At 64.5% G+C, this 24959-nt stretch carries 26 protein-coding genes; 12 read left to right on the forward strand and 14 right to left on the reverse strand.

Annotated features, from left to right (window positions below):
* Nucleotides 1-8 precede the first annotated feature (8 nt).
* The 4 genes from ACMDCR_RS29310 to ACMDCR_RS29325 all read left to right on the forward strand — a co-directional run bounded on the left by ACMDCR_RS29310 (nt 9) and on the right by ACMDCR_RS29325 (nt 6787).
* Nucleotides 9-998 carry a hypothetical protein gene (locus tag ACMDCR_RS29310; RefSeq protein WP_413993761.1) on the forward strand — a complete coding sequence of 330 codons (990 nt, stop codon included), beginning with the start codon at nt 9-11 and terminating at the stop codon, nt 996-998.
* Between the two features lie 308 nt (nt 999-1306).
* Nucleotides 1307-4582 (forward strand): TIR domain-containing protein, encoded by a 3276-nt coding sequence (locus ACMDCR_RS29315; protein ID WP_413989983.1) that lies wholly within the window; start codon nt 1307-1309, stop codon nt 4580-4582.
* Nucleotides 4579-5526, forward strand: a complete 948-nt coding sequence (locus ACMDCR_RS29320) for an amidohydrolase family protein (RefSeq protein ID WP_413989984.1) — start codon at nt 4579-4581, stop codon at nt 5524-5526. Before ACMDCR_RS29315 ends, ACMDCR_RS29320 begins: the two co-directional genes overlap by 4 nt.
* Before the next feature lie 340 nt (nt 5527-5866).
* A complete protein-coding gene (locus ACMDCR_RS29325) occupies nt 5867-6787 on the forward strand; it encodes a hypothetical protein (RefSeq protein ID WP_413989985.1) in 921 nt (306 codons plus the stop codon).
* A gap of 215 nt (nt 6788-7002) precedes the next feature.
* On the opposite strand, the gene ACMDCR_RS29330 is transcribed toward ACMDCR_RS29325, so the two are convergent.
* The 3 genes from ACMDCR_RS29330 to ACMDCR_RS29340 all read right to left on the reverse strand — a co-directional run bounded on the left by ACMDCR_RS29330 (nt 7003) and on the right by ACMDCR_RS29340 (nt 9061).
* Nucleotides 7003-7266 carry a hypothetical protein gene (locus ACMDCR_RS29330; RefSeq protein ID WP_413989986.1) on the reverse strand — a complete coding sequence of 88 codons (264 nt, stop codon included), beginning with the start codon at nt 7264-7266 and terminating at the stop codon, nt 7003-7005.
* On the reverse strand, nt 7263-8057 hold the full coding sequence (locus ACMDCR_RS29335; RefSeq protein WP_413989987.1) for a DUF899 domain-containing protein: 795 nt from the start codon (nt 8055-8057) through the stop codon (nt 7263-7265). Before ACMDCR_RS29335 ends, ACMDCR_RS29330 begins: the two co-directional genes overlap by 4 nt.
* Before the next feature lie 254 nt (nt 8058-8311).
* Nucleotides 8312-9061, reverse strand: coding sequence for an SDR family NAD(P)-dependent oxidoreductase (locus tag ACMDCR_RS29340; RefSeq protein ID WP_413989988.1), 750 nt, complete (start codon nt 9059-9061; stop codon nt 8312-8314).
* A gap of 124 nt (nt 9062-9185) precedes the next feature.
* On the opposite strand from ACMDCR_RS29340, the gene ACMDCR_RS29345 reads away from it, so the two are divergent.
* A complete protein-coding gene (locus tag ACMDCR_RS29345; RefSeq protein ID WP_413989989.1) occupies nt 9186-10076 on the forward strand; it encodes a LysR family transcriptional regulator in 891 nt (296 codons plus the stop codon).
* Between the two features lie 37 nt (nt 10077-10113).
* On the opposite strand, the gene ACMDCR_RS29350 is transcribed toward ACMDCR_RS29345, so the two are convergent.
* The 3 genes from ACMDCR_RS29350 to ACMDCR_RS29360 form a co-directional block, all read right to left on the reverse strand.
* Nucleotides 10114-10818, reverse strand: coding sequence for an SDR family NAD(P)-dependent oxidoreductase (locus tag ACMDCR_RS29350; RefSeq protein ID WP_413989990.1), 705 nt, complete (start codon nt 10816-10818; stop codon nt 10114-10116).
* A 163-nt stretch (nt 10819-10981) separates the two neighbouring features.
* The gene (locus tag ACMDCR_RS29355) at nt 10982-12160 is read right to left on the reverse strand and encodes an ATP-binding protein (RefSeq protein ID WP_413989991.1); all 1179 of its coding nucleotides are present in this window, start codon (nt 12158-12160) and stop codon (nt 10982-10984) included.
* A gap of 214 nt (nt 12161-12374) precedes the next feature.
* The gene (locus ACMDCR_RS29360; RefSeq protein WP_413989992.1) at nt 12375-12521 is read right to left on the reverse strand and encodes a hypothetical protein; all 147 of its coding nucleotides are present in this window, start codon (nt 12519-12521) and stop codon (nt 12375-12377) included.
* 98 nt (nt 12522-12619) lie between these two features.
* Here ACMDCR_RS29360 and ACMDCR_RS29365 point away from each other — a divergent pair, with 98 nt between their 5' ends.
* Together ACMDCR_RS29365 and ACMDCR_RS29370 are read left to right on the forward strand one after the other, a co-directional pair.
* Nucleotides 12620-13000 carry a VOC family protein gene (locus ACMDCR_RS29365; protein ID WP_413989993.1) on the forward strand — a complete coding sequence of 127 codons (381 nt, stop codon included), beginning with the start codon at nt 12620-12622 and terminating at the stop codon, nt 12998-13000.
* Between the two features lie 181 nt (nt 13001-13181).
* On the forward strand, nt 13182-14780 hold the full coding sequence (locus ACMDCR_RS29370) for a purple acid phosphatase family protein (RefSeq protein ID WP_413989994.1): 1599 nt from the start codon (nt 13182-13184) through the stop codon (nt 14778-14780).
* Between the two features lie 84 nt (nt 14781-14864).
* On the opposite strand, the gene ACMDCR_RS29375 is transcribed toward ACMDCR_RS29370, so the two are convergent.
* The 4 genes from ACMDCR_RS29375 to ACMDCR_RS29390 all read right to left on the reverse strand — a co-directional run bounded on the left by ACMDCR_RS29375 (nt 14865) and on the right by ACMDCR_RS29390 (nt 17823).
* Nucleotides 14865-15263 (reverse strand): YybH family protein, encoded by a 399-nt coding sequence (locus tag ACMDCR_RS29375; RefSeq protein WP_413989995.1) that lies wholly within the window; start codon nt 15261-15263, stop codon nt 14865-14867.
* Nucleotides 15264-15390: 127 nt separating this feature from the next.
* Entirely contained in the window at nt 15391-15885 is a 495-nt protein-coding gene (locus ACMDCR_RS29380; RefSeq protein ID WP_413989996.1) for an N-acetyltransferase family protein, read from the reverse strand.
* Between the two features lie 222 nt (nt 15886-16107).
* Complete coding sequence (locus ACMDCR_RS29385; protein ID WP_413989997.1) at nt 16108-16989, reverse strand: alpha/beta fold hydrolase; 882 nt, start codon at nt 16987-16989, stop codon at nt 16108-16110.
* A gap of 336 nt (nt 16990-17325) precedes the next feature.
* The gene (locus ACMDCR_RS29390) at nt 17326-17823 is read right to left on the reverse strand and encodes a DinB family protein (protein WP_413989998.1); all 498 of its coding nucleotides are present in this window, start codon (nt 17821-17823) and stop codon (nt 17326-17328) included.
* Nucleotides 17824-17888: 65 nt separating this feature from the next.
* On the opposite strand from ACMDCR_RS29390, the gene ACMDCR_RS29395 reads away from it, so the two are divergent.
* Nucleotides 17889-18509, forward strand: a complete 621-nt coding sequence (locus ACMDCR_RS29395; RefSeq protein ID WP_413989999.1) for a TetR/AcrR family transcriptional regulator — start codon at nt 17889-17891, stop codon at nt 18507-18509.
* 132 nt (nt 18510-18641) lie between these two features.
* On the opposite strand, the gene ACMDCR_RS29400 is transcribed toward ACMDCR_RS29395, so the two are convergent.
* Both ACMDCR_RS29400 and ACMDCR_RS29405 read right to left on the reverse strand, forming a co-directional pair.
* Entirely contained in the window at nt 18642-19322 is a 681-nt protein-coding gene (locus ACMDCR_RS29400; protein ID WP_413990000.1) for a dimethylsulfonioproprionate lyase family protein, read from the reverse strand.
* Nucleotides 19323-19413: 91 nt separating this feature from the next.
* On the reverse strand, nt 19414-20364 hold the full coding sequence (locus ACMDCR_RS29405) for a LysR family transcriptional regulator (protein WP_413990001.1): 951 nt from the start codon (nt 20362-20364) through the stop codon (nt 19414-19416).
* Nucleotides 20365-20506: 142 nt separating this feature from the next.
* Here ACMDCR_RS29405 and ACMDCR_RS29410 point away from each other — a divergent pair, with 142 nt between their 5' ends.
* From ACMDCR_RS29410 to ACMDCR_RS29420, 3 genes are all read left to right on the forward strand, one after another.
* Nucleotides 20507-21919 carry an MFS transporter gene (locus ACMDCR_RS29410; RefSeq protein ID WP_413990002.1) on the forward strand — a complete coding sequence of 471 codons (1413 nt, stop codon included), beginning with the start codon at nt 20507-20509 and terminating at the stop codon, nt 21917-21919.
* A gap of 85 nt (nt 21920-22004) precedes the next feature.
* Nucleotides 22005-22166, forward strand: coding sequence for a DUF1328 family protein (locus ACMDCR_RS29415; protein ID WP_413990003.1), 162 nt, complete (start codon nt 22005-22007; stop codon nt 22164-22166).
* Between the two features lie 37 nt (nt 22167-22203).
* Nucleotides 22204-22386 carry a hypothetical protein gene (locus ACMDCR_RS29420; RefSeq protein ID WP_413990004.1) on the forward strand — a complete coding sequence of 61 codons (183 nt, stop codon included), beginning with the start codon at nt 22204-22206 and terminating at the stop codon, nt 22384-22386.
* 67 nt (nt 22387-22453) lie between these two features.
* On the opposite strand, the gene ACMDCR_RS29425 is transcribed toward ACMDCR_RS29420, so the two are convergent.
* Both ACMDCR_RS29425 and ACMDCR_RS29430 read right to left on the reverse strand, forming a co-directional pair.
* Nucleotides 22454-22645, reverse strand: coding sequence for a methyltransferase family protein (locus tag ACMDCR_RS29425; RefSeq protein WP_413990005.1), 192 nt, complete (start codon nt 22643-22645; stop codon nt 22454-22456).
* A gap of 12 nt (nt 22646-22657) precedes the next feature.
* The gene (locus tag ACMDCR_RS29430; protein WP_413990006.1) at nt 22658-23215 is read right to left on the reverse strand and encodes an isoprenylcysteine carboxylmethyltransferase family protein; all 558 of its coding nucleotides are present in this window, start codon (nt 23213-23215) and stop codon (nt 22658-22660) included.
* A gap of 191 nt (nt 23216-23406) precedes the next feature.
* Here ACMDCR_RS29430 and ACMDCR_RS29435 point away from each other — a divergent pair, with 191 nt between their 5' ends.
* Nucleotides 23407-24927, forward strand: coding sequence for an alpha/beta fold hydrolase (locus tag ACMDCR_RS29435; protein WP_413990007.1), 1521 nt, complete (start codon nt 23407-23409; stop codon nt 24925-24927).
* Nucleotides 24928-24959: the final 32 nt, after the last annotated feature.

The following is a 24959-nucleotide window of genomic DNA, read 5'->3' on the forward strand; positions in this document are numbered from 1 at the left end:
CCGGTCCGGTGCGGCTAAGATCTGCCCTTCTCAACATCGCCACTGTCCTCGGCCTTGCCACCCTCGCACTATCGGCCACGCCGCCATCGCAGGCAGCCGCGCAATCGTCGAGCATTCCGGGCTGGTTGGCCGCCCATGTCGGCGAAGGCCCGGGCCAGATCGCTCAGCCGGTACTGCTCCGGGCGCGATCGCTCTACATGCAGAAGCTGAGCTCCGGGGCGGTGAGAAATGCCTGCTACTTCGCCATGGACGCCACCCGTCCCAACGATCCGGGCACGGGGCGCTTCTACATCATCTGCGAATCCGCCCATGCGTTCCGGGTGATCGCGGCAGGTCATGGCAGCGGGCGCAACCTGCCGGGTGCCGCGAATTTCGCCAATGGCAGGGCGTGCGCCAAGAATTTCGGCAATGCCCTGGACTCGGACCTGACGGCCGGCGGCCCCTATGTGACGGGCGAGACCAAGACCTCCTTCAAGGGCTATTACCGCACCACCGGAAAGCAGGACGCCGTATTCATGCGCACCTTCCTGCAGTTCGATGGTGAAGGCGAGACCGCGAACGCCCGCCAGCGCGCCATCGGCGGCCATGAGGCCGCGGCGCTGAAGGGCGTGTGCCTGCGCAAGGAGCCGGGCAGCCCCTATGCCGACAGCAACGGCTATGTGCCGTTCGGCAACCTCGTCGATTACACCGGCGGGCGCAGCGACGGCTGCACCAGCTGGTCGCCCGGCAACATCCAGCAGATCCTTGCTATGGTGAAGGGCAATCCGACGACGCTGTACATCTATCCCGGTGCCGCCGATGTCGACGCCGTAGCGCGGGCGGTGGCCTCGGGCCAGTCGCCTGCACGCGCGGGTCTCTACTGGAACGCCTCGTGCCTGAGAACCATCGGAGCGCCGCATTTCTGGCCAAGGCAGACGCTGGAGCCGATCATCGCCCAATACAAGGCGGCGCATCCGCCAGGACCGCCACGGCCGACGCCGATCTGCGCGGGCCAGTGAGGGCCGCGCCAATCCTGCGATGACCGGAGCCCGGCGCAAGGCTCGACCTTTGCGATCAAGTAAACGGTTTGCGTAGTCGCCTCTCTGAGGTGAGGTTCAGACCATACATCCGTCCTTTTGCACTGACACACGGCAGATCTATATCTCAAAGGCCAAATAATACCCGCATCGCGATACGACGATGCCAGTAAACCGGTGCAAAAAGCGCTGGCTTGAGTAGGGCTTTGCCGACACTATTGCCCACAATCAAATCACGCGACCGGGGGCGGGAAGCGATGTGGCTGATCCTGTTGGATGTATCGGGGTCGATGGCTGACCCTTTCGGCGGAACGGTCACCACAGGCGGCCGACAGCGAACGACACAGGCCAAGACCAAGATCGACGCCGCGAGGGAAGCGCTTCTGCTTCATCTCGACAGCCTCGGCCAGGCAACGCAGGTGACAATCCTCGCCTTCACGACCAGCACAGAACCCATCTTTGAAGGAGCGAGCAACGACACCGCAGCGATCCGCACTGCCTTGGCTGGCGTCGAGCCACATGGAGGGACCGACATCGCTGCCGCCCTGCGGGCGGCCAAGGCAGGGCTGGACATACATCCAGCCGATCTGCTGGCAAGGATCCTGCTGATCTCGGATGGCCTTTCCGACGCGACAGAGGCTGCGGAGGCTGCGGCAGAGCTGCAGCGCGCACGAATTCCGATCGACGCCATCCTGATCGATACAGAGGAAGCGGCCATCGACCTGATACGGCGCGTCGTTGGCGCCAGCGGCAGCGTGACGGGCGTCACCTCGGAGCCGGACATGAGATCGGCGCTCGAATCCGTCAGCAACGACTTCGCGGCCGAGAGGGCGGCCGCACAGACGGCGCTGGAGAGCTTGCACCAGGCTGTGGCACAGGCCATGCCTGCACCGGCCGAGGACGACGTCGGATTCACCGTTGCATCGCCTGGAGAGCTGGCCCAGGACACCTGGGCGTCGTTGTTGGTCTTCATGCACCTGGCGAGCCTCACGGATCAGGTGCGCAGCGAGGCACTCGGCACCGGCAGGCTCAAGGGAGCCGATGTCCTGAGCGCTCCGGTTGTTTCGACGCGGCTGTCGCGAGGCACGGATGTGGTGCTCACGCCCAGGATCCCTGGCTTCGACGTGAACCCGAGGTTCGTCCCCACAACCTGGTCGGAGGATATCGGCAAGAGCGAGTTCCGCATTCGGCCAACCAATGCGCCCCCAGGACCTGTGGTGGGCGAAGTGGAAGTCGCAGTGCAAGGCCTTCCAATCGCCCGCATACCTGTTTCGATCCAGGTTCGAGCGCCAAAAGAGCCGCGTCCGTCGGATAACCAGCCGGCACTGAACAGCGCGAGCGCCTTTCGAAAGGTTTTCGCTTCCTATGCCCGGACCGATCTGCCGGTCGTGGAAGCATGTGCCAAGGTCTACAGGGGTCTCGGCATTTATGTGATCGTGGACAAGCACGAACTGCTGGCCGGAGAAGCATGGCAAAGCACGATCAAGTCGCTGATCGCGGCATCCGATGCCTTTCAGCTCTTCTGGTCACCGGCGAGCAGCGTATCGGATAATGTCAGGGACGAAATAATGGATGGTTTGGCCGTTCAGAGCAGTCGAGGCATCGGCTTTATTCGTCCCACCTACTGGGAAGAGCCTCCGCCGGCACTGCCCGCCAATCTCAGCCATCTGAATTTCGCATTCCTGGACCTGAAGGGCCTTGGAGCATCGCCGGCACATGCCCTGCCGCCCCCTCCCGGCCGCGACATCCCTTTGGAAGGGGCAAGTCCAATTCCGGTGACGGTGTTGCCGCTCATGCCGGATTCCTCTGCCGCCGCAAATCGCGATATAGCCGCCGATACCGCCTTTGCCGTCCGCTTCATCGAGCAGACCCTCGGAGTTCGCTATTATCCCGTACCGACCCTGCTGGTCGATCGCTTTACCGTCCGGGCGGTGCGCAAGACGGAAACCGTCGATCTCGGACCGTATGAACAGGCCCGCCAAGACAAGCTGCATGACTTGGCCCAAGTGCTCCAGGTCGTTTGTCTTGATCTCCATGTATGCAGGTTTTGGAAGGATGCCGACTGGGAAATCGCAAAGGCCACTGCGGCGGCGACCGCGCAGCATGCCGCTGTGCCCGCCACCGCCTTTGAGCAGTTGAGATATTGGTGTGAATCCGACCCTGGCTCATGGCTCCTCCCCCCATGGAGGGACCACCCTGCCGGTCTCGCCGATTGCGCGAATGTCCGGGATGCGGCGGCCCGCGTCGTTGGATCTGCCCTGAAGGATACCGGCGAAAACGCCCAATTGCAGATAGGCCGCTACCGGCTCGATGACGTCTGGCCCGCATGGCGAGACCGGCTCGAACCGCTCGGCCTGATGCTTGCCGGCCATTCATATGACACGACAATCAGCGGAAGCCGCGCCGCGTTTCGCCAAGGCCTCGGCCTGCTGTGGGCCGACATTGAGCCCGTTCTTACTGCGTACAAGGATCGCTTTGGCGAACGGCCGGCACTCCCTGAGGGATTCGATGCGTCGCTGACGCTCGCCGATACCCTCTGCGACGGCCTTCTGATGAAGAGCAAATTCGGCCCATCCCTCGGACTGGGATTTGTTCATGGAGAAGTCGAGCCCAAAGGCGGCTGGCGCGCGGCCCATGGTGCTCTGCTGGCCGCCGGACTTCCCGGTCTGCACCCGGCGCAAACCTTCATCGAGTTTGCCGACGCCTATTTTGGCGCAGTAGCGCGCGTGCTTCAGTCGCGTGCACTCGAAATCGGCGCCGAACCGATCACCGGGGGATATGCCCTGGATTTAAAGACCTGGGAGCGGCTCGTGCCGACAGGCGTGCCGCGGGATCTCGACACCGTGGCGGCACCGAACTACGGCCTGGATCAAACACCCAAGGTCCTCATGGTTGGATCGGTGGGCGCATTTGCCCAGGCCGTGGAGCGCGCCTGGGCCGAAGCAAGAGCCCTGTTGGGGTCGGCACAGCATCGCAAATCTTCGACGCTCGTTGTCGTGGACGCCCCGACCTACGGCATCTTTGCCCCGGCCCGAGCCAGCGAGGTGGACGCGCATTTGTTCGACAAGGCCCGGAGTTGGGCGGTGCCTTCAAGTCTGGTCTTGCCCGGCACGCCTCGGGTGCTGCTTTGCAGCGATGCCCTCGATGACTTCCGTGCCGCCGTGGACGCCGAGCGGGCCGCGCCAAACCTGGCCCGGCTGTTTCTGCGCAGCATCCTCGTCCATGAACATTTCCACGCCTATGCGGCGACGTCCCCAACGGAGGACGGGCACCCGCCGGCAGGACCTGGCTTCGAGCAGCTCTGGCAAGATGCGATTCCGGTGAACGAGGCGCTCGCCACCTGGATGCAGGTGCATCTGGCGCGCAATCTGCCGGATCTGTCCGCAAAAGTCTGGGACTACATCAATTTCGGCGACTATCCGTCTTGGCCCTATGCCGGGGCTGCGGTGATCGAGCAGGTCTTTGGAAGACAAGGCCTGGCAGCGGTTCGATCGCTGGTGGAACTGTTGCGGTCCGACCCTCCGGCTGCGGTCGCCTGGATGCAACGTGAGGGTGACTTTCGATGACCGACCATACAAAGCCTCGGCGGAGGGCGATCATCGATGCGCATTTGCATCTTTATGATAGCCAAGCCAATGCCTTCGCCATTTTCGAACAGAGGCAACCCGGCCTTGAGGCCCTTGTTGGCGACTATTCGGCCCTTCCCAGGACCTATCTCCTCGATGACTATCTTCGCGACAGCGCTTCGAGGGATGTCGAAGGCATCATCTGGCATGAATTCATATCCCGGGATGCCGAGAAGGAGATGACATGGGGCCAGCACCTCGCGTCGGCGTCGCAGCTTCCCATAGCCCTGGTCGGCCTTGTCGACTTCCTCGACCCACGCCTGACCGAACGGCTCGAGTTCTATCGTTCCCTGCCGGCCGCTGCCGGCGTCCGGCAGCATCTGGGTTGGGATGCAAGCAATCCTCTCCGATGTTTTGCCACGCGTCCGGACTTCCTTTCGGATGCCAAGTGGCGGGAAGGATTGAAGCAGCTGCGCGGGGGAAGGCTGCGCTGCGGACTGGAGGTCTTCTCCCCGCAATTGCCTGACTTGCTCGACGTCGTCAGGCAGTTTCCGGATATCGGCTTCACGGTCGCCGTCATGGGCTGGCCGACCGACCTGACGGCCGAGGGCTACAGGCGCTGGCGGGACGTTCTCACAGCCATCGCCCGATGCGGCAACACCGTGGCGAGCATCTCGGCGATCGAGTGCATCTTCGGCATGTCATGGCGGCCGGAGCAGTTGAAGCCTTGGATGCTGGCCGTGGTGGAAGCATTCGGGCCCGGGCGAACCATGCTCGGCAGCCATTTGCCCTTGACGGGGCTTTCACACGGTTTCGACCCGCTCTACGACGGCTACGAAGCAATTCTGACGGGGTTTTCGGAGGAGGAAAAAGACCAGCTCTTCCGGGGCACCGCCATGCAATGGTTCGGCGTACCGAAACGAGAGCTGTTGTCCGAGACCTGAATTCGCCCTCGCCGCGGCAAACGCGGCGCGTTCGGGCGCTACGGATCCGGCTCTTCCTTTGAGGCGGGTCGATCGTTCAAAGGCGGTCGACGAAGGTGCCGGACCAAACTGCAGGCCTGAAAACCCTCGCCCTCAGGGGGCGCGGATTGGCGCAGCCGCTGGGGCGGATTTGCACCTTGCCAATGCAGGTCTTTGGGATCAATCTTGCAACGGTGAGCCGCACACCCGGAGAATGTCGGGGACAAGCAGTCGGCCATATGACGGTCCATGGCAGGGCAGTTCCGCCCCTTGTTCTTACCGTCGCCCCGCCAATCTGATGGGGCCTTTGGAAACCGATCTCATGGACGAACGACAGCAATGGACATACGATGCGATTCTGGCCCGGTGCAAGGACCTGATCCCGCCTCTCGACCTCCACAAGCACATCAAGCACGGCACTTTGGTCGCGTACCACAGCACGCTGGATGGCATCGATTTCTGGGCGAACGATCCCGCCGATTTCGAAGCCGAGCTGAGCGGGCGGGCGAAACGGCCCGACGCCGGTGAATTGCCAAAGCCCGGCGAGTGCGGCTCCTCCTTCGACGCCACGCGCACGCCCCGTTCGGCCAATGCCTCGATGATCGGCATGAGGGACGATCCCACCAACTGGGCTCTGGAGGCGTCGTTGGGCGCAACCGAAGGCGTGGGGTTCCGCGAGCAATGGCGGCCCCCGCCACAGCCCCGGCCGGCACTGCTGCCGGAGACCCAGTATGGCAGCAAGCGCATCTCCCTGGGCTTCGGCGAGACCGGCAAGAGGCTTACCTTCACCGCCCTCCACGCCTCTGTCTCCAAGAGGAAGTGCAACGTCCACATCGACGAGCGCGGCTTCGTGGTGGCCGCACCCGATGGCGCCGTCATCACGCCCACCTTCTGGGGGCACCTGGCGAACGAGCTGCTGCTCAAGACCAAGTTCCGCGACTGGCTCAACCGGAAGGTTGGCGACAATGTCGTCGGAGCGCTGGTCGTGGAAGTGGTCAACCACTTGTCGCTGCGATTTCCCGATGCCGAGAACGGCTTCGCCGGCCTGGAAGGCAAGGTGAACCGCATCAAGGGCATCAATGACGTGGAGGACATCGGCAAGGTGTTCCTGCCGATCGGCCTCACGGCTGACCTGTGGCACTTCAAGAACTCGACCGTGCAGGCCAATTACTACTGGCACGACGGCCAGCAGACGCTGACGCTGAGCTGGGGCGGGACGTTCGACAAATTCGGGTCGAAGTGATGGGTTAATACCAGCGGCTCTCGTTGCGGCTCGAAATTTTTGGCTCATCGAACCAGAAACGGACTGTCATACCCGGAGAGCGAAGCGAGGTAAGGGGATCCAGGGGCCAAAGTCTCGCCTTGTCGACTCCTGGATCCCCTTCCCGGGACCTTCGGTCCCGCCGGGGATGACAGTTCTATTCCGCGCCGATGAGACAGTGATGAGGGCGCTTGGTATCAGCGCCCTCCGCGGACCAGCCTCAGCCACGCGCCCAGGTGGAAGGCGCTCATCAGCAGATACATCATCGCCATGCCGCTCAGCGGCGATACAGGACTTGCCGAGCAGGGCATGTCCATCGAATTTCCGCCCAGGACCGTGGTGAGCACGGCCATCAGCGCGAAAGTCGGCGATGCCGCGACGGCCAGCCAGTCGGCCGGGCCGAAAGCGGCGGGGTTCCGGCGGATGGCGCCGCCGGGCCCGCTGGAACATGCCTCGCTCATGGCTTGACGCCCGCCTGCTGCTCCCGGAACGCCGCCTCGCCAGCGTCCGAGACCTTGACCCACTCCTTGTCGGGCGCGGCTTCGGGGACATAGCTATTGTGCCAGTTCCACCATTTGTAGGTCGGGGTCTGCGGGTAGCCTTCGGGCGAGTTCTCCCAGACCTCCTGCCGGCCCAGCGGCGTGATGTCGAGATAGTTCCAGGTGCCACCCATCTGCTCATCGCCGCGATTGTTGATGAAATAGGTGCGGAACACACGGTCGCCGTCACGGATGAACACATTGGTGCCGTGCCATTCATCCACGCCGAAGTCTTTGTCGAAGCTGTCCGTGATCGTGTACCACGGCATCTTCCAGCCCATCCGCGCCTTGAGGCCGGCGATATCGGCCTGCGGCGCGCGCGAGGCGAAGACGAGGGTGGTGTCGCGGGCGTTGAGATGGGCGACATGCGCGACCTGGTCCGCCACCATCGAGCAGCCGCGGCAGGCATGCTCGGGCCAGCCGAACACGCCGGGCTCATAGAAGGCGCGGTAGAGGATGAGCTGGCGCCGCCCCTCGAACAGATCGGTGAAGCTTGCCTTGCCCATGGGCCCGTCGAACACATAGTCCTTCTCGACTGCCACCCACGGCATCCGCCGCCGCTCGGCCGCCAGCGCATCGCGGGCGTGGGTGTGGGCCTTTTCCTTCACCAGCAAGCGCTGGCGCGCGGCCTCCCACGCCTGGGGGGATACGACGGGTGGCGTCTTCAGGGCCGATAGCCCGCCTTCATGTCCGTTCTGCTGTACTGTCGTCATGGCTCTGTAACCTCCGAATTCCCGGCGGGCTCCCGCGCTCCCATGCTGGGGGGCGATCCCGCGCGCTGCTGGTCAGCGGTTGTTGACCGTGAGGAGAGTGTGTCACCGGGGAGCGAAGGGCGGGAGTTACAAGTGTGACGGGATTTGCGGAGGCGCTAATCGCAGCCGCGGCGTGGGGGCGATTAATATACGCCTCGATCCCCGAGTGGGCGGCGGCCTTGGACGTCCTGTGCCGTCCACCCGGATGACCACCGTCAGACGTTGCTGACACCGCCGTCGACGACCATGTCGGAGCCTGTCATGAAGGAGCTCTCGTCCGAGGCGAGGAAGAGGGCCGCAGCCGCCAGTTCCTCGGGACGCCCGATTCTCAGCATGGGCGTGTAGTTGGAGTACATCTTGCGAAGTGCGGCAGCCTCCTCGGGCGTGGTCGCTTGCGAGTCCATGATCGGCGTGTCGACGGCCCCTGGGCTCAGGAGGTTCGCGCGGATGCCGCTGTCCTTGAATTCGGCCGCCCAGGTCCGGACGTATGAACGCACCGCCGCCTTGGTGGCCGCATAGGTCGAGTGGTTCGCCAGGCCCATATAGTGCATGGCCGAGGATACCAGGATGATCGATCCTCCACGACCCATCATCGGCAGCATCTTCTGCACGAGGAACAGGGGGCCCTTGGCCATCAGGTTGAACGTGCGGTCATAGTGCTCCTCCGTGATTTCACGCAGCGGCACCTGTTCGGTGAAACCCGCGTTGGACACGACCGCGTCCACCCTGCCCTTGGCACTGCGGACGGCGTCGGCGACGCGGTCGAGGTCTTCGAGGCTGGACGCATCCGCCTGGATGGCGGTGACGTTGCCGCCGATGGACTGCACTGCCTCATCTAGCGCATCCTGGCGACGGCCGAAGATGAAGACATGCGCGCCCTCCTTCACGAATCGCTGGGCAATGGCGAGCCCGATGCCGCTCGTGCCGCCGCTGATGACCGCGATCTTGCCTGCCAAACTAGACATGGAACTTCCCTTCAATTTGCGCTCCCGGATCGTCCGGGACCTGTTGAGGGTTCTTAGGTAGGTTATGTCAAAATCAAAGATAATGTTATAAAACTCCATAAGATTAATTCTTATAGAGAATAAGATGGATCGATTTCACGAATTGAACGCCTTTATCGCCGTCGTTGAAGCGGGCGGTTTTTCCGCCGCTGCGCGGAGAACCGGCGAGTCCCAACCGGCCGTCAGCAAGGCGATCGGCGCGCTGGAGAAACGCCTCGGCGTGGCGCTCTTCAACCGCAGCACGCGCAGTGTGACGCTGACCGATCAAGGGCAACGATACTATGAGCGGACAAAGCCGCTCGTCGACGAGATGGAGGAAGCCGACAGCGAACTGACCAGCAGCAGGCTCGATGCCTCCGGCCTGATCAGGATCGCTGCCGCCTCCACGTTCGGCCGCCTCCATATCCTGCCGTTGATCCCCGAGCTGCTGTCACGCAATCCTGGCCTTCAGGTCGATCTCGTCCTCTCGGACTTCGTGCGAGACATGGTGGAGGACCGGATCGATCTGGCGATACGGGTAGGTCCCGTCGACTTGCCGGATGCGGTCGTCCGGCGCGTGGCCGGCACGCCGCTCGTATGCGTCGGCTCCCGTCGCTACTTCGAGCAGCGCGGGATACCCAGGAACCCCGCCGAGCTCGTCGATCACAACTGCCTCATCTATGGTGGCCTGCTCGAGTCGGCGAATTGGCCTTTTGTGGGACCGGAGGGCCGCTTCAGCGTGTCCGTGCGTGGAAATCTTTCTTCCAACAGCGTCGAAACGATGCGGGCGGGTGTTCTGGCCGGCCTCGGCATCGGCCTGTTCGCCAAGGTCTCGCTTGCCGATGAACTTCGGCATCCGGACGTGATCACGATCCTCGACGAATTTATAAGCGAGGTCAGAGACGTAAGCCTCGTCTGGCCGAAACGCCGCTTCATCCCCGCTCGCGTGCGCCGCGCGACCGACTTCTTCGCGAAGGAGATACCACAGCGACTGTAGGAGGCGGTCTTTTACGCGCTCCGGCCTCGCCCAGGTCTCACCACCGGACAGTGCGGCCGAGATAGTCGAGGTACTGCAAACCCGCCTTGCCGCTCTGTGCGTCGATGGTGTCGGCCACCTTGGGGATGCTCTCCTCGATGCTCAGCCTGCCCTCGGGGCCACCCATATCGGTGCGGACCCAGCCCGGGGCGATGAGGAGCATGGCCCTGGAGTCGTCGCGATGACGGGCGGCGAAGCTGCGCATCAGGGTGTTGAGGGCCGCCTTGCTGGCGCGATACACCTCCCTGGATCCGGACTCGTTGTCGGTGACACTCCCCTGCCCGGACGACATGATCCCCAGCGTCCCCGTCGGGACCACAAGCGGCTCGAGACTTTCCAGCACGCGCATGGGGCTCAGGGCGTTCGTAACCATGACCCGGATGAACTCTTCGGTGGCAACCTCTGCAATCGTCTCCCGCGGATTGTTGGTCACGCCGGCATTTATGAACAGTAGATCGAAGGCCCGCGACGACAGCCGCGCCTGCAAGGCGCCGACCAGGACGGGATCGTTGATGTCGACGGTCTCGACCTCAAGCCGGCCTTCCGACGCCTCGGCGAGTTCATGCAGCCTTGACCTGGAGCCGACTCGTTCGGTGGCGACGACGCGCCAGCCTCGCTGCAGGTATTCGGCGGCCAAGGCATAGCCGAGGCCGCGCGACGCGCCGATGAGGAGCAGGGCTTTGTCGGAGGAGAATGTCGGCATTTCGTTCGTCCCTTGTGAAGCGTTCACTCAGGATAGAGCTTCCGACAGCAGGCGGAAGACGCAGCTTTTGCAGTATATAGCTGCGTTGGACGCCGTGTGAGGTTGCCATGCCTCCGAGAATTCCACGACGAACGCGCGCCACGGCGAGACGCAAGCCAAGCGATCAGAGCGGCATCCGGAACGTGAACCGCGTCTCCTCCTGCGTCGAGGCCGCATCGAGTGTGCCCCCATGCGCTCTGGCGATCTCCGAACAGATATAGAGGCCGAGACCCAGACCCTGTTGGTTGGGCTTGGCCGACGCGCGTACGAAGGGTTTGAACAGCTCTTTCAGGACCGCAACGGGGATCGGTTCGCCCGAGTTCGCGACCGATAGCTCAAAAACAGCAGGCGTCCTGGTTGCCTTTACCATGATGGGTTGATCTTTGGCGCCATGGGTCAGCGCGTTGGCGACCAGGTTCGAAAGCATCTGACCTATGCGCGCACTGTCGCACTCGATCGGCCCTTCGATGGCGAGCTCGCTGATGATCTCGCGGTCGGGCTGGGACTGTCGAAGCTCGCCGACGACCTGTTCCAGCATCGTTTCAAGGTTGTCGGTAACGTGGCGCTCGAGCGAAATGCCGCTGCCAAGACGGCCTCGAGCCAGGTCCAGCACGTCGTCGATCAGTCCCGACATGCGGTTCACGCTCGTTTTCATCATGCCGGTCAGGGATCTGATCCTCGGGACGTCGTCGGTCCTGTCGATCAACTTGAGGCCTGCGTCGACCGATGCCAGCGGGTTTCTGAGATCGTGACCGAGCACGGCGATGAATTGTTCCCGAATTTCGCTGTTCTCGATTTCGCTGGCAAGGCGGGCGCGGCCGGAGGCAAGCTGCTGATGTGCATCGAGGTGAAAGGCAATGAGTTCCGCAAACAACTTGAACGTGCCCAGCACCGCCGGGTTGTTGAGCTTATGCGGTTGTGGATCGATAGCGCAGAGCGTGCCGAAGAACCGCCCGTCCCGCAGGATGATCGGCATCGAAATATAGCTCTTCAACCCATAGGTCGCAGGCGTGTGGTGATTGCAATAGACCGGGTCCTTGTCGACGTCATCGATAACCACGACTTCGCGGTGCTGGCGGATCTCGTTGCAAATCGTCGTTTCGACTTTCAGTTCGCCACCAGGCTGGAGGCCGAACGCAATCTCGTCGCGGACGCCACAGGCCACCCATCGATCTTCCGTCACCCGCGCGACTGCGGCGAATCCCGTGCCGGTGGTCCGGCAGACCACATCGAGAATTGTGGGAACCGCATCAATCCCTGAGATGGCATCGATGTCTTCTTGAAAGTCATGCAAGGCGATCACTCATGAAACAGCAGGGTGATCCTAAAGCAAAATGCGTTCAGGTCGAGACGGTATTTCGGATTAACTCACTGGAAATAGAGGCATTTTGCGATTCCTGGTGGTTCGGTTCGGATGTAAACCGCTTTGGTACGCCCTTGGTAGGAGACCATCCGGTCAATTTAAATCCATCGCTGATCGTTTGGGCCGAATGGCTGAGCGGCGGCGGTCTATCGTATCAAAGCGCCCGGATGAAACGCCGGTTGTCCTCCTTGAACCCGACGGACTCATGGACCTCCGCCCATACCCTGGCGCGCAGGAGCGCGGGAGACCAGATGGTCTGTGAATACTGGCCGAGCATCGGGCGATCGATGGCAGGAACCAAGGGCCACGCCTGCACCCGCGCCCTCATGTGGCAAGGGTGCCGAGGGAACCACGCCGCTATCCCGGGCGTTCCCACCGTCAGACACACCGGGAGGTCCCATGAAGGATTGGAAGCCGGCAAATTACAATTCCGTCAGCCCCTATCTTGTCTGCCGGGATGCCGAAAGGGTGATCGCCTTCCTCACTGCGGCCTTCAAGGCCGAGTTGCTGCGCCGCTTCGACCGGCCCGACGGTTCGCTGATGCATGCGGAGCTGCGCATCGACGACAGCATCGTCATGCTGGGCGGCGGCGCGAGGATGGAGCCGTCCGAGGGGATGCATATCCACGTCTATGTGCGCGATGTCGAGGCCGTCTATGAACGTGCCCTCAAGGCCGGCGGCACCAGCGTGCAGGAGCCCGTGCGCAAGCGCGCCGACGACGACCGCCGCGCTGGGGTGAGCGACGGCTGCGGCAATATCTGGTGGATCGCAACGCAGTAGAGGGCCGGTGGCACCTCGCCCGGCCATATGTTCTGCAACCGAAGATAGAGATATTTGCAACAATACAACTTATATTCTTGGCGGCCATTTGATCGGGGTCGATCTTTACTGCGCGCCACCGAGCAACTGTCATAAAATCGCGCTAGCGTCGAGATCTCCTCCCCCTACGTGAGCGCCCGCCATGAACGCACCCGACAGCGAAACCAGCTTCGATATCAGCCGCCGTAAGCTCCTCGCCGCCGCGGGAATCGGCGCCGGGGCGCTGCTGACGGCCTCCCTCGCCAAGGCCGAAGAGGCCGCCTCGGGCGCGATCAGCGCCGCCGCGGCCGATCCGGTGGCGACGCCACCCGTGGCCGGGCTCCATCTGCAGTTCGGCGCCGACGCTTCGGCGCAGATGGTGGTCTCCTGGCATACGCTGCAGCCGGTGAAACAGCCGCGTGTGCTCGTAGGGCGACCCGACGGCAAGCTGGAGCAGACCATAGCGGCCGATGAAGCAAGCTACATCGACGGCAAGTCCCAGCAGACCGTCTATGCCTATCACGCCAAGGTCGGCGGCCTCGATGCCGATGCGGCCTATCTCTACGCGGCGCTGCATGAGGGCGCCGAGCCGCAATTCGGCACCTTCCGCACCTCGCCGCGCGGACGCCGGCCCCTCAGCTTCACCAGCTTCGGCGACCAGGGCACGCCCACCCTCGGCAAGGTCTTCACCCCGCCCGCCGGCGTGACGCTGCAGGGCACCACCTATATCAACGACAATCTCGGCTCGCCCGCCGCCGGTGATACCACGCTCGGCGTAGAGCGACTGCGCCCCCTCTTCCACCTCTTCAACGGCGACCTGTGCTACGCCAATCTCGCGCAGGACCGTGTGCGTACCTGGTGGGACTTCTGGAACAACAACACCCGCAGCGCCCGCAATCGCCCCTGGATGCCCTCGCCCGGCAATCATGAGAACGAGCTTGGCAACGGGCCGATCGGCTACAAGGCCTACCAGACCTATTTCGCCCTGCCACTGGCCGAGGGCCAGACGGAGGTGACGCACGGCCTGTGGTACAGCTTCACCGCCGGCTCGGTGCGGGTGGTCGCCATCGCCAATGACGATATCGTCTACCAGGACGGCGGCGATTCCTATGTGCGCGGCTATTCGAACGGCGCCCAGAAGGCCTGGCTCGAGAAGGAGCTGGCCGCTGCCCGCGACGACAAGGCCATCGACTGGCTGGTGGTGTGCATGCACCAGGTCGCCATTTCAACCGCCGACAAGTTCAACGGCGCCGATCTCGGCATCCGTCAGGAATGGCTGCCGTTGTTCGACAAATATGGCGTGGACCTGGTGGTGTGCGGCCATGAGCATCATTACGAGCGCTCCCACCCCATCCGCGGCCAGCAGAACAACGAGACGCTGACACCGATTCCGGTCGGCACCGCCACCGACGTGATCGACACCACCAAGGGCACGGTGCATATGGTGATCGGCGGCGGCGGCACCTCGGTGCCCTCCAACGAACTCTTCTTCACTCCGCCCTGCTGCCGTGTCATCACCCGCGTTGGCGACAAGAGCCCAACCACCCACAAGCGTGTGCCCATCTATGTGACGGAAGTGGCGCCCTGGTCGGCCGTGCGCAACGCCGCCCATGCCTATGGCTTCGCCGCCTTCGACCTCGACCCGGGCAAGGGTCCGGGCGACATGACCACCATCAAGGTGACCTATTACGACGTAGTGGGTCCGGACGGCCAGGTCGCGCCCTTCGAGAGCTTCACGCTCCGCCGACCGCGGCGCGATTGAGAGGGAAAACTTCGCGTTTGGCGAAATGAACGCCAGGCGCGGGAGGTCGACCTCAACAGCCCGTGCGGCAGGGCCCTTGCAGGCTCAAGGCGCCGGCACCGAATGATGTTCGTGCTCGATGATCCATTCACCGGCGATCTTGCGCAGCCCCATGGTCAGGCGGAAGTCGAGATCGGTCGGTTTGCCGTCATCATCGGGTCCGTAGCAATGGCCGTGGGCGGTGGCAAAGGCGACATCCTCGCCGGCGGTGATCCGGATGTCGGAGAACTCGAATTTCACCGGGCCGCTCGACCAGCCGAGGAAGAGATCCCAAGTTGCACGATAGGCCTCGCGTCCCTCGCTCTGGAACGGCCCGGGCACGTCGAACATCAGCATGTCGGGCGAGTGATGTTTCAGGATGCCCTCATAATCACGCCGGCGCACAGCGGCGCACCAGGCCTCGATCAAGTTGAGGATGGCGTGATGATCACGGTCGAATGTCATGCTGCCTCCCGACGAAGAACGCGCTCGCGAGGAGCGAGTATGCCAGGCTCTACGGAACGTGGTGCCATGTTGTTACCGCCGAACCGGGCAGCAATGCCCTCGGCGCAAGGCGCGGCCCTTCCCCAACTTAGTTTGGGCCAGGCCTCTTCGCCGCATCCGTCGCGCCGGCGACCTCGACGAGCGCATCGGCGGTGAGGCGGAAGAAGACCTTCTCCTCCTGCGCCAACGCGCCGAGTTCGGTATAGAAGCACACCAGCCTCTCGTTGCGCCGGTCGGCCGTCCAATCGATCCGGGCAAAGCCGCGCTCGATAGCGAGACGCGCAAGGGCACGCACCAACGCCTTGCCCACGCCCTGGCCCCGCGCCCGCTCCAGGACGAACAGCTCCTTCATGAACAGGCCGGGCTTCAGCCCAGGACCGGGATAGAGCGACGAGAAGGCCACGAACCCCACGATTGCATCGGTCTCGGCGAGGAGGATTCCGGCTCCCGCCGGCAGTGCGTCCAAGGAGGCCCGGATGTCGTCGGCGACCGGCACCGGCATGCCGTAATGGCGCTGCATATCCTGGAACAGCGAGACGAGCTGGGGAATATCATCCGGGGCAAAATGGCGGATCTTGAGCATCGTGTCGGTTCACTCGGCATTGACAATCTTGATGGAGGTGCGGTGGTGCAGAATGGAACCGCAGGGAACAGCGCAGACTATCCGTCGCTTGAGCGAAGCGTAACAAGCCGAGGGAGGAAAGTTTTCGCTCGCCGGCGTGACATTTCTATTGCGACCCGCCGATGAGACGTGCCTCGGCGGTGCAGACTCGCGGGGCGCCTTACCAGGGACTGGAGGCAATGCTCACGCCAGCTCCAGCACCGCATCCGCGAACGCCAACGGTGCTTCCTGAGGCAGGTTGTGGCCGATGCCGGGGAGGATGCGGCGGTCATAGGCGGCAGTGAAATGGGCGGCATCTCGGTCCACCCGGGCCGGCGGATCAACGCCATCGTCGGCGCCCTGCAGCACGATGGTCGGCACGGTGATGGCGGGCTGCGTGGCGAGTTGCGCCTCGATGGCGGCATAGGCAGGATCGCCGGGGATGCCGCCATAGCGGTGGCAATAGGAGTGGATGACGATGTCGACGAAATCCGGATTGTCGAAGGCGGCGGCGCTACGCGCGAAGGTTTCCTCGTCGAAGGCCCAGCTCGGCGACCACAGCTTCCACAGGAGATGGCAGAGCGCATGGCGCTTTTGCGCAAGACCGGCCCGGCCGCGCTCGGAATGAAAGTAATACTGATACCAGTAGCGCGCCTCTTCCTCCGGCTCAGCAGGAATGCCGGCGTGGGCGATGTCCTGGATGTTGTAGCCGGTGCCGCAGCTCACCAGGCCACGTACCCGCTCCGGCCACAACGCCGCGACGATCGAGGCAGCACGCCCGCCCCAGTCATAGCCGCCGAGGACCACGCGGCGGATCGCGAGCGCATCCATGAAGGCGAGGAGATCGGCCCCGAGCGCTGCCTGCTCGCCGGAGCGACGCGTCTCGGCCGAGAGGAAGCGCGTCGGGCCATAGCCGCGCAGGAAGGGCACGAGACAGCGCACACCCGAAGCGGCGAGGAGATCGGACACCTCGTCATAGGCATGGATGTCATAGGGAAAGCCGTGCAGCAGGATGACGGGTGGACCATCGGCAGGGCCGGTTTCAAGATAGGCGATATCGAGGACGCCGGCCTGGATGGATTTCATGCGCGCGGGCTCCGGAGGAATGGTGACAGGAACTTAGGGGCATGCTGCTGACATAAGTGTGTCAGCAGTGATTGAGGGCTGTGAAAGAGGCGCGACGCCAGCCCCCCCCCACGAAGCTGGGGGATGTGGGCCGACAAAGTCGGCTCGGAGGGGGTGTGGTCGGGCGGACTTGACATGGAAGAAAAAGGCAAAGGGGCTTCCTGGGAATAATCTGCGCTCTTTCTATGAGGTTGAGTCCGCCGGGCCACACCCCCTCCGTCATTGTTTCGCAATGCCACCTCCCCCAGCTTCGTGGGGGAGGCTCGCGTCGCGCCCGCAATCTAGGGCCACTCTCTCCTACTCCCTCCGCCCCGGCTGCATCTGGTGCAGATAGACCGCCAGCGTATCCCAGGGTGGCGTGATGCCGAGTTGCGCCAGGATGCGGCAGGCCTCGCCGCGGTGGATTGTGGCATGCACGGCCACGTGCAGGAGCATTTCCTCCCGCGTCATGCAGCCTCTGTCGCCATCGGTGAAGGTGAAGGAGACGGGCTCCCTCAGCGTCTCCGGCGAGACCTCGCCGACATAGTCGAGATACCAGCGGTCGATCGCGGCGAGACTGGCGCGAAGGTCCGCCAGCGCCGGTGTCTCGACCGTATTGTCTGATGTGTAGGGATGCGCGCTGCCCGCGAGATGCGCCGCGAAGATACGGGCGACCACATGATAGTGGTTGACGAGGCGCAGCGTAGTGTCGAGTGCGCTCTTCTGCGCCACCGGGTCGAGCAGCGCGAGCTTGCCGACGAGTTCGGCATTCGCCCAGGCGTGATAGCCATAGAGGGTGCGCAGCGGGGCGTTCATCGCCGATACTCCCGTTCCCGCAAAAATGTGAGTAAGTTCTTCATATTCTGAGCGGGAGCGGAAAATTGTCTACTCGCATTGTGAGGCCCCGCGCCACCCTACGCAAGGAACCGCGTCAGGCTCGTTCGCGGGCCACTGTGGAGGCGGTGATCGAGGCCGGGGCTCGCATTCTGAGCGAGCAGGGCTGGGCCGGCTTCACCACCAACAAAGTGGCGGAGACGGCCGGGGTAAGCATCGGCTCGCTCTACCAGTATTTCCCCGACAAGGTCTCGCTGGTCGGCGCCATTCGGCGGCGGCATCTCGACGACAGCCTCACCGCGGTGAGGCTGGCCGGAGCAGGCGACATTCCGCTCAAAGACTTCGTGGCAGGTCTCGTCGACAACCTCATCGCCGCCCATACCCTCCATCCCGGACTGCAGCGCGTCCTGCTCGACGAGGCGCCGGGCATGGACGAATTCTGGGAGCAGAACGCGCGGATCGAAGCCGACTACATGGCCTGTTTCACCGATATCGCCGCCGCCTATCGAGTGCGGCGGGGCGGCGTCGATGACGAGACGATGGGCGTGATCATCTCGGACACCATCGATGGCGTGATCCACAACGCCGCCCGCCGCGGCAGGCTGGAAGATGTGGAGATCCGGAACGAACTTGTGCGGATCATCCGGCTCTATCTGGCGGAGGGCTGATTGGGGGATGGGAGTGGCGGTCTCCACCACCACAACGGCTCTCGCCGACGTGGTGAGGCCATCTTTCTTTTCCGACAAATGCCTCGTTTCCAAGACTGGCGGTCGGAGACCGCAACTCCAATGCGACCGGCGTCACGACCGCATGGCCGCGCCCGCCGCATCCAGCCTTGCCTCGGTAGCCAGATCCCCGCGCCAGAGATAGAGCGCCGCCAGGGCCCGCTCACCGGCGCGCATGGCGTGGGGCACCCCGGGCGGGTGGTGGATCACGGCGCCGGCGGGCCTGTCGGTCCACCCACCCGCAACGATTTCGGCCTCGCCCCGCTGCCAGGCGCCGAGGTTGAGCGGAATGTAGATCTCCTCCGCCGGGTGCCGGTGCGCGGGATAGAAGATATGCGGGCCGAGCAGCAGCACGCCGCAGCGAATGCCGCCTTCAACGAGGCCGTAGGGGCCGGCTATCTCGCTATAGCCATAGCCGTCGAGAAAGCCGGAATTGGGCGGGCTTACCCGGTAATTGGGGTTCTGCCGCCAGCGCAGGAAGGGCGAGAGGCCTGAGAGAGCGTCGGTCACGGACGCGAGAGCCGGCTGCTCCTCAGGCGCGCGCGCGAGGCAATCGGGCCAGTCGCGTAGCACGGGGAGAAACGCCTCGCCATCGCCCGGTTGGCGGCGGAAAGGTTCCTGTGGGAGAGCGGCCATGAAGGGGCGAGCAAAATCAGCCTCGCCGACCAGGAGGCGGCCGATCTCGCCGAACAGCCGGGCGAGCAGGGCATCCGGCACCGGGCCGGCGGATGGTTCGGTTCTCTGCGGCTCGGACATGCTGTTTCCCCGGGCTGGCGTCAAAGGCCGCGCGAGGGAGCCGACGCAGCAAAGCATAGGCATCGGGCCGGCTCACAGGCAAGCGAGGCGATCAGTCGCCCTCGCGGCTTTCCTCCAGGCCATGGTGCCAGGCGCGGCAGGTGGAATGCAGCAGGCCGCGCAGCCAGCGATGGGCGGGATCGGCATCGAGGCGCGGATGCCAGAGCTGCGATATCCTGATCGCCTCTGTCCGCACCGGCAGGGGAAAGGATTCGACTGGCGCCTGCGCCGTCTCGAGCCAACGCTCCTGTTCCGCGCGGATGAAGGAATGCGTCACCAGCGCCACCAGGTCGGTGGTGCAGGCCATCGCCAGTGCAGCGGGAAAGCCGGGAACCATGGCTACGACATGGCGCCGGAGGCCGAGCGCCGCCAGTGCCTCGTCGACCGGGCCATCCCAGCGCCCCCGGCGTGAGGTCACCACATGGGCGCAGGCGGCGTAACGCTCGGGCGTGATCTCGCCCGCCATCAGCGCATGCCCCCGCCGCACGACTCCGACAAAATAGTCACGGAACAGGGCCTGCACGCGCACTTCGGGGCCGCTGGCGCCGAGCACACCGATCTCGAGGTCGATCAGTCCCTCCCGCAGGGGGCGGACATCCTTGTCCGGCTTCGGCGCAAAGCGCAGGCGCACCCTGGGGGCCGCCAGCCTGGCGGCAGCAACGAGCCGGCCGGCAAGCGCATCCACGAAGCCTTCATTGGCACGGATGGTAAAGACGCGATCGAGGCTGGCGAGGTCCAACCCTTCGGCCGCCGGTTGCAGCACCGCCCTCACTTCATGCGCCAGTTCCCCCACGCGCGCCTGCAGCAACGCGGCATGAGGCGTGGGCACGAGGCCGCGTCCGGCCCGGACCAGCAGGGGATCGCCGGTGGCGGCGCGCAGGCGGGCGAGCGTCCGGCTCATAGCGGAAGCGCTGAGGCCCAGCCGGCGGGCCGCGCCGGCGACGCTGCCTTCCGCGAGCAGCGCATCGAGGGCGGTCAGGAGGTTGAGGTCTGTGTCGGCCATGCGCCAGGCTAGCACAGGCGGCGTATACCTTCATCCCTGGCATGGCGCTCTGTGCAGCTATTCAATGCATCCCCTGCGTCTTTCGCCATGGCTGGCCGGCGCTATCCTGTCCCGGATACCTTCATCCGGGAAGACCATGACAATGTCGAACTCCACGAAAACCGCCTCTGCCGACGGCAATGAGGATCCCGATGCCGCGGAGGACGGACTGCCCAGCCCGCAGCGCCATTACGTTGTGGCAGCCGTCCTGGCGGCCGTCGTCCTCGTCGTGCTCGACGGCGCGATCGCCAATGTCGCCCTGCCCACGATGGCCGCTTCGCTGCAGGTTTCCTCCTCGCAGTCGATCTGGGTGGTCACCGCCTACCAGATGGCGCTGGTGATGACGCTGCTCCCTGCGGCTGCGCTGGGCGAAAGCCGGGGTTATCGCCGCGTGTTCGTAGCTGGCGTCGTGCTGTTCACCGCCGCCTCGGCCCTGTGCTCCCTCTCCCCCTCGCTGCCCTGGCTGGTGGGCGCGCGCTTCATCCAGGGCATCGGCGGGGCAGCCGTGATGGCGCTCGCCGTGGCCCTGTTGCGCTTCGCGACGCCGCGAAGGCTATTGGGTGCGGTGCTCGGCTGGAACGCCCTCGTCATCGCACTGTCCGCGGCGGCCGGCCCCACGATCGGTGCCGCGATCCTGTCGGTCGCCGGCTGGCCCTGGCTGTTCGCCGTCAACCTGCCGGTTGGAGCCATCTTGCTGCTGGCGGCGCAGGCCCTGCCCCGCACCGGCGGCACGGGGCGCGGAGTCGATGCCTTCAGCGTGCTGCTCAATGCCGGCACCTTCGCGTCCCTGGTGGTTGGCGTCGACCTCCTGGCCACGCGGCCAGCATTCGCAGCCGGGCTCCTAGCCGCTGCTGCTCTCAGTCTCGCCGCTTTGATCCGGCGCGAGTTACCCCGCACCACCCCGCTGATCCCGATCGACCTCCTGCGCGACAGTTCCTTCCGGATTTCCGTGATGGCCTCGATCTGTTGCTTCGCGGGACAGATGGCTGGGATGGTGGCGCTGCCCTTCTATCTGCAGCACGGCCTTGGCCAGGACGCGTTCATGACCGGCCTCTTCATGACGCCATGGCCGCTCGCGACGGCCGTTGCCGGCCCGATCTCGGGACGCCTCGCGGATCGGGTCTCCTCGGCGTGGCTATGCGCGGCCGGCGGGACCTGCCTCGCCCTCGGCCTTGCCGGCGCCGCGCTATGGCCGCTGCAGGGCAACCCGCTCCTGCTGATCCCCTTCACCATTGCAAGCGGACTGGGTTTTGGCTTCTTCCAGACGCCCAATAACCGCAACATGCTGCTCTCGGCTCCCCGCGCCCGCAGCGGCGCGGCGGGCGGCATGCAGGGCACTGCGCGCCTCGCGGGCCAGACGGCGGGTTCCGTCATCATGACGCTGCTCTTCACCCTCGCCCCGGCTGACACGGCTCCGCGCGCCGGCCTTGCCATCGGTGCCGCGCTGGCGATCCTTGCCGCCGCGGTGAGCACGCTGAGAGCCGGCCGACGCGTGGCGGACGAGGCCGCGGCCTGAGGATTGGGGGACATAGCCTCGGAACAAACCACGCCCAAGCCGGGTTTGCTCCCTGCTGTGGAAGCCAAGCTCGGAGCGGGCCGTCATGATCAAGTGGATACTCATTCTTCTCATTATCGCCGCCGTGGCGAGCGTGCTCGGCATGCCGCGGCTGGCGGGCACAGCGGCGGCCGGGGCGCGTATCCTGATCGGGGTGGTGCTGGTGGTGTTCCTATTGGTGATGCTGGGCCTCCTGTCGATCGCCTGAGGCGGCTTTGCCCTATGATGATGGAGAGGAGAGAGGCATGAACAAGGGCTTCGTCTATGAGTCGGATGTGGCCGACTTCAAGATCGTGGCGGTTATCTTCGACGATGACGGCCTGGTGGTGCATGGCCAGGCTGTGGAGAGCCGCGAGGAAGCGGAGGAGTTCATCCGCAAGGCCCTGGCCGATCTCCGGGATGTAGAAGGCTTCGCCGTTCCGCGCTGAGGGATGATTCGTGCTCGCCTTTGCGCGAATAGTGCGTGCCGGCCTTCGGGCCGGCACCTCCTCCGCATCACTCCTGCCCCAGGGTATGCCGGCGCAGGCCCGGATGGCGGCGCGGCAGCGGAAGCAGCATCCAGACCTGGCGGCGATAGGCGGCATAGCGGGCGCCGAAGAAGCGAAGCAGGTCGCGTTCCTCAAGCTGGATGCCGACCAGGATATAGGCGGTGGTCACCATCGCAAACATTAGGTGGCCGAGCGACATCACCGGCGCCGATCAGAAGGCGATGATAAAGCCGAGATAGATCGGGTGGCGCACCAGGCGATACAGCCAGGGCGTCTTGAACATCATCGCCGCCGGGTTGAGGCCGGCCCAGTCATCCAGAACCTGGCGCAGGCCGAAGAGCTCGGTGTGACTGATAAGGAAGGTGCTGAGCAGCACCAGCCCCCATCCGAACCAGAAGAGGCTCCAGACCAAGGCGGCGGGCGTGCCCTCCAGCGACCAGACAACGCTGGGAAACGGTCGCCATTGCCAAAAGAGCAGGTCGAGTGCCAGGCTCGCGAGCAATACGAAGAGGCTGCGCTCGATCGCCTTGGGTACGACGCGCGTCAACAGCTTCTTGAAGGCGGGCCGCGCCATCACGCTGTGCTGCACGGCGAACAGGCCGAGCAGAACGAGGTTGACCACCAGCGCTGGCAGCAGGGGGCCGGCCCTGCCGTCATCGATGCCCTTGGGCACGAAGGCGCCGGCGGTGAAGCCGATGGCGTACAGGAAGGTCAGAAGGAAGATGAGATAGGACATGAGGCCGAAACCGGCCTTGAGAATGCGTGTCACGGGCGTCTCCTGAGCTTGGGGGTAGATATCCTTCACCCCGCTGTGCTCAGTCCCTTCAACAGCACCGACGTATAGGCCAGCGTTGAAGCAATCGTGGAATTACCGGCAGCCGGCGTGTTATTGTCAACCTGGGGCGGTTTTCGGGCGCCGCGAGCGCGAAAACCGGAGGTACGGGAGCTATGACTGCAGATATGCTCGAGATACGTGTGCTCGGGGATTTCCAGGTGTTGAGCGAGGGAGCCCCCGTGGGCTTTCCGCCTTCGAAGAAGACAAAAGCACTGCTCGCCTTCCTGGCGGTGACGGGAAAGCCGCATCAGCGCGAGCGACTGTGCGAGATGTTCTGGGACATTCCCGACGATCCCAAGGCGAGCCTGCGCTGGAGCCTGTCGAAGATCCGCCAGCTCCTGCCGGAGGAGGAGGCCGCCATGCTGCAGGCCGACCGCAGTGTGGTGCAAATGCAGCCGGGCCACCGGCTTGACCTCGAGCGCCTCGGCCCGCTCGAGCGCTCCGCGCTTGCCGATCGCTCCACCGAGGAGCTGGAGGCGACCTACGCCCTGATGGCCGGCCCCTTTCTCGCCGATGTCAGCCTGCCGCGCTGTCCCGATTTCGAGGCCTGGCGCACGGCCCTGTGCGACGAGTTGGAGATCGGCCGGCTCAACTTGCTACGCGAGCTGGTCTCACGGCTGGAGGACGAACCAGCCCGGGCCTTGCGCTACGCCCACGCCATGGCGAGCGCTCTGCCCGGCAATGACGAAATCAACCGGCAGATCGAACGGCTGAACCGTTCTGCACTGGCACAGGCCGCGACGACGCCGCGCGCGGACGTTCAGCCTGCTCCGGCGCCGGAGACCAGGCCTGCGCAGGATCTCGCCCATCAGGAGGTGCGCTTCTGCCGAGGGGCCGGGGGCGTTCGCATCGCCTATGCCATTGCCGGCCGCGGCAAGCCCGTGCTGCGGGCGGCGCACTGGATGTCGCATCTGCAATATGATTGGGAAAGCCCGGTATGGCGGCACTGGATGCAGGCCCTTTCCGAGCGCAACCGTCTGGTGCGCTATGACGAGCGCTGCAACGGCCTGTCCGACTCCGAGGCGGAAGATCTTTCCTTCGAGGCCATGGTGGAGGATCTGGAGTGTGTGGTGGAGGCAGCGGGCCTGGAACGCTTCACCTTGCTGGGCATCTCGCAGAGCTGCGCCATTTCGGTCGCCTATGCCACCCGCCATCCCGAGCGCGTCTCCGGCCTGGTGCTCTATGGCGGTTATGTCAAGGGCTGGCGCAAGCGCGGCAATCCGCGAGAGGTGGCAATGCGCGAAGCCCTGGCGACCTTGATGCGCGAGGGGTGGGGCCGGAACAATGCACGCTTCCGCCAGCTCTTCACCTCGATGTTCATCCAGGACGCCACCGAGGAGCACATCGCCGCGCTGGATGCCCTGCAGAGCCGCACGATCTCGCCCGACAATGCCTGGCGGCTGCAGAACAGCTTCGCCGATATCGACGTCAGCGAGCTCCTGTCCAAGGTGAAGGTTCCGACCCTGGTGCTGCATGCACGGGACGATGCGGTGGCACCGGTGTCCTCCGGCCGGACCTTCGCGGCCGAGATCGCCAATGCCCGCTTCATCGAACTCGATTCAGGCAACCACATTCTTACCGAGAACGAACCGGCCTTCGGGCAGTTCGTCCGCCATCTGCGGGCTTTCATCGACGCGACGAGCTAATGGACCGGCCGCCGCGGCCCGGCATGGCCCGC

Origin of the sequence: Labrys okinawensis (assembly GCF_047345005.1) — a bacterium.
Classification (GTDB): domain Bacteria; phylum Pseudomonadota; class Alphaproteobacteria; order Rhizobiales; family Labraceae; genus Labrys; species Labrys okinawensis.

What these genes read in the sequence shown, in the direction of transcription:
- ACMDCR_RS29425 (WP_413990005.1), bottom strand. Translation starts at nt 22,645, where the DNA reads ATGTCGCTCGGCCACCTAATGTTTGCGATGGTGACCACCGCCTATATC.
- ACMDCR_RS29350 (WP_413989990.1), bottom strand. Translation starts at nt 10,818, where the DNA reads ATGCCGACATTCTCCTCCGACAAAGCCCTGCTCCTCATCGGCGCGTCG.
- ACMDCR_RS29330 (WP_413989986.1), bottom strand. Translation starts at nt 7,266, where the DNA reads ATGAGCGAGGCATGTTCCAGCGGGCCCGGCGGCGCCATCCGCCGGAAC.
- ACMDCR_RS29365 (WP_413989993.1), top strand. Translation starts at nt 12,620, where the DNA reads ATGAAGGATTGGAAGCCGGCAAATTACAATTCCGTCAGCCCCTATCTT.
- ACMDCR_RS29390 (WP_413989998.1), bottom strand. Translation starts at nt 17,823, where the DNA reads ATGAACGCCCCGCTGCGCACCCTCTATGGCTATCACGCCTGGGCGAAT.
- ACMDCR_RS29400 (WP_413990000.1), bottom strand. Translation starts at nt 19,322, where the DNA reads ATGTCCGAGCCGCAGAGAACCGAACCATCCGCCGGCCCGGTGCCGGAT.
- ACMDCR_RS29415 (WP_413990003.1), top strand. Translation starts at nt 22,005, where the DNA reads ATGATCAAGTGGATACTCATTCTTCTCATTATCGCCGCCGTGGCGAGC.
- ACMDCR_RS29375 (WP_413989995.1), bottom strand. Translation starts at nt 15,263, where the DNA reads ATGACATTCGACCGTGATCATCACGCCATCCTCAACTTGATCGAGGCC.
- ACMDCR_RS29340 (WP_413989988.1), bottom strand. Translation starts at nt 9,061, where the DNA reads ATGTCTAGTTTGGCAGGCAAGATCGCGGTCATCAGCGGCGGCACGAGC.
- ACMDCR_RS29320 (WP_413989984.1), top strand. Translation starts at nt 4,579, where the DNA reads ATGACCGACCATACAAAGCCTCGGCGGAGGGCGATCATCGATGCGCAT.
- ACMDCR_RS29345 (WP_413989989.1), top strand. Translation starts at nt 9,186, where the DNA reads ATGGATCGATTTCACGAATTGAACGCCTTTATCGCCGTCGTTGAAGCG.
- ACMDCR_RS29385 (WP_413989997.1), bottom strand. Translation starts at nt 16,989, where the DNA reads ATGAAATCCATCCAGGCCGGCGTCCTCGATATCGCCTATCTTGAAACC.
- ACMDCR_RS29405 (WP_413990001.1), bottom strand. Translation starts at nt 20,364, where the DNA reads ATGGCCGACACAGACCTCAACCTCCTGACCGCCCTCGATGCGCTGCTC.
- ACMDCR_RS29435 (WP_413990007.1), top strand. Translation starts at nt 23,407, where the DNA reads ATGCTCGAGATACGTGTGCTCGGGGATTTCCAGGTGTTGAGCGAGGGA.
- ACMDCR_RS29335 (WP_413989987.1), bottom strand. Translation starts at nt 8,057, where the DNA reads ATGACGACAGTACAGCAGAACGGACATGAAGGCGGGCTATCGGCCCTG.
- ACMDCR_RS29410 (WP_413990002.1), top strand. Translation starts at nt 20,507, where the DNA reads ATGTCGAACTCCACGAAAACCGCCTCTGCCGACGGCAATGAGGATCCC.
- ACMDCR_RS29325 (WP_413989985.1), top strand. Translation starts at nt 5,867, where the DNA reads ATGGACGAACGACAGCAATGGACATACGATGCGATTCTGGCCCGGTGC.
- ACMDCR_RS29315 (WP_413989983.1), top strand. Translation starts at nt 1,307, where the DNA reads ATGGCTGACCCTTTCGGCGGAACGGTCACCACAGGCGGCCGACAGCGA.
- ACMDCR_RS29380 (WP_413989996.1), bottom strand. Translation starts at nt 15,885, where the DNA reads ATGCTCAAGATCCGCCATTTTGCCCCGGATGATATTCCCCAGCTCGTC.
- ACMDCR_RS29420 (WP_413990004.1), top strand. Translation starts at nt 22,204, where the DNA reads ATGAACAAGGGCTTCGTCTATGAGTCGGATGTGGCCGACTTCAAGATC.
- ACMDCR_RS29370 (WP_413989994.1), top strand. Translation starts at nt 13,182, where the DNA reads ATGAACGCACCCGACAGCGAAACCAGCTTCGATATCAGCCGCCGTAAG.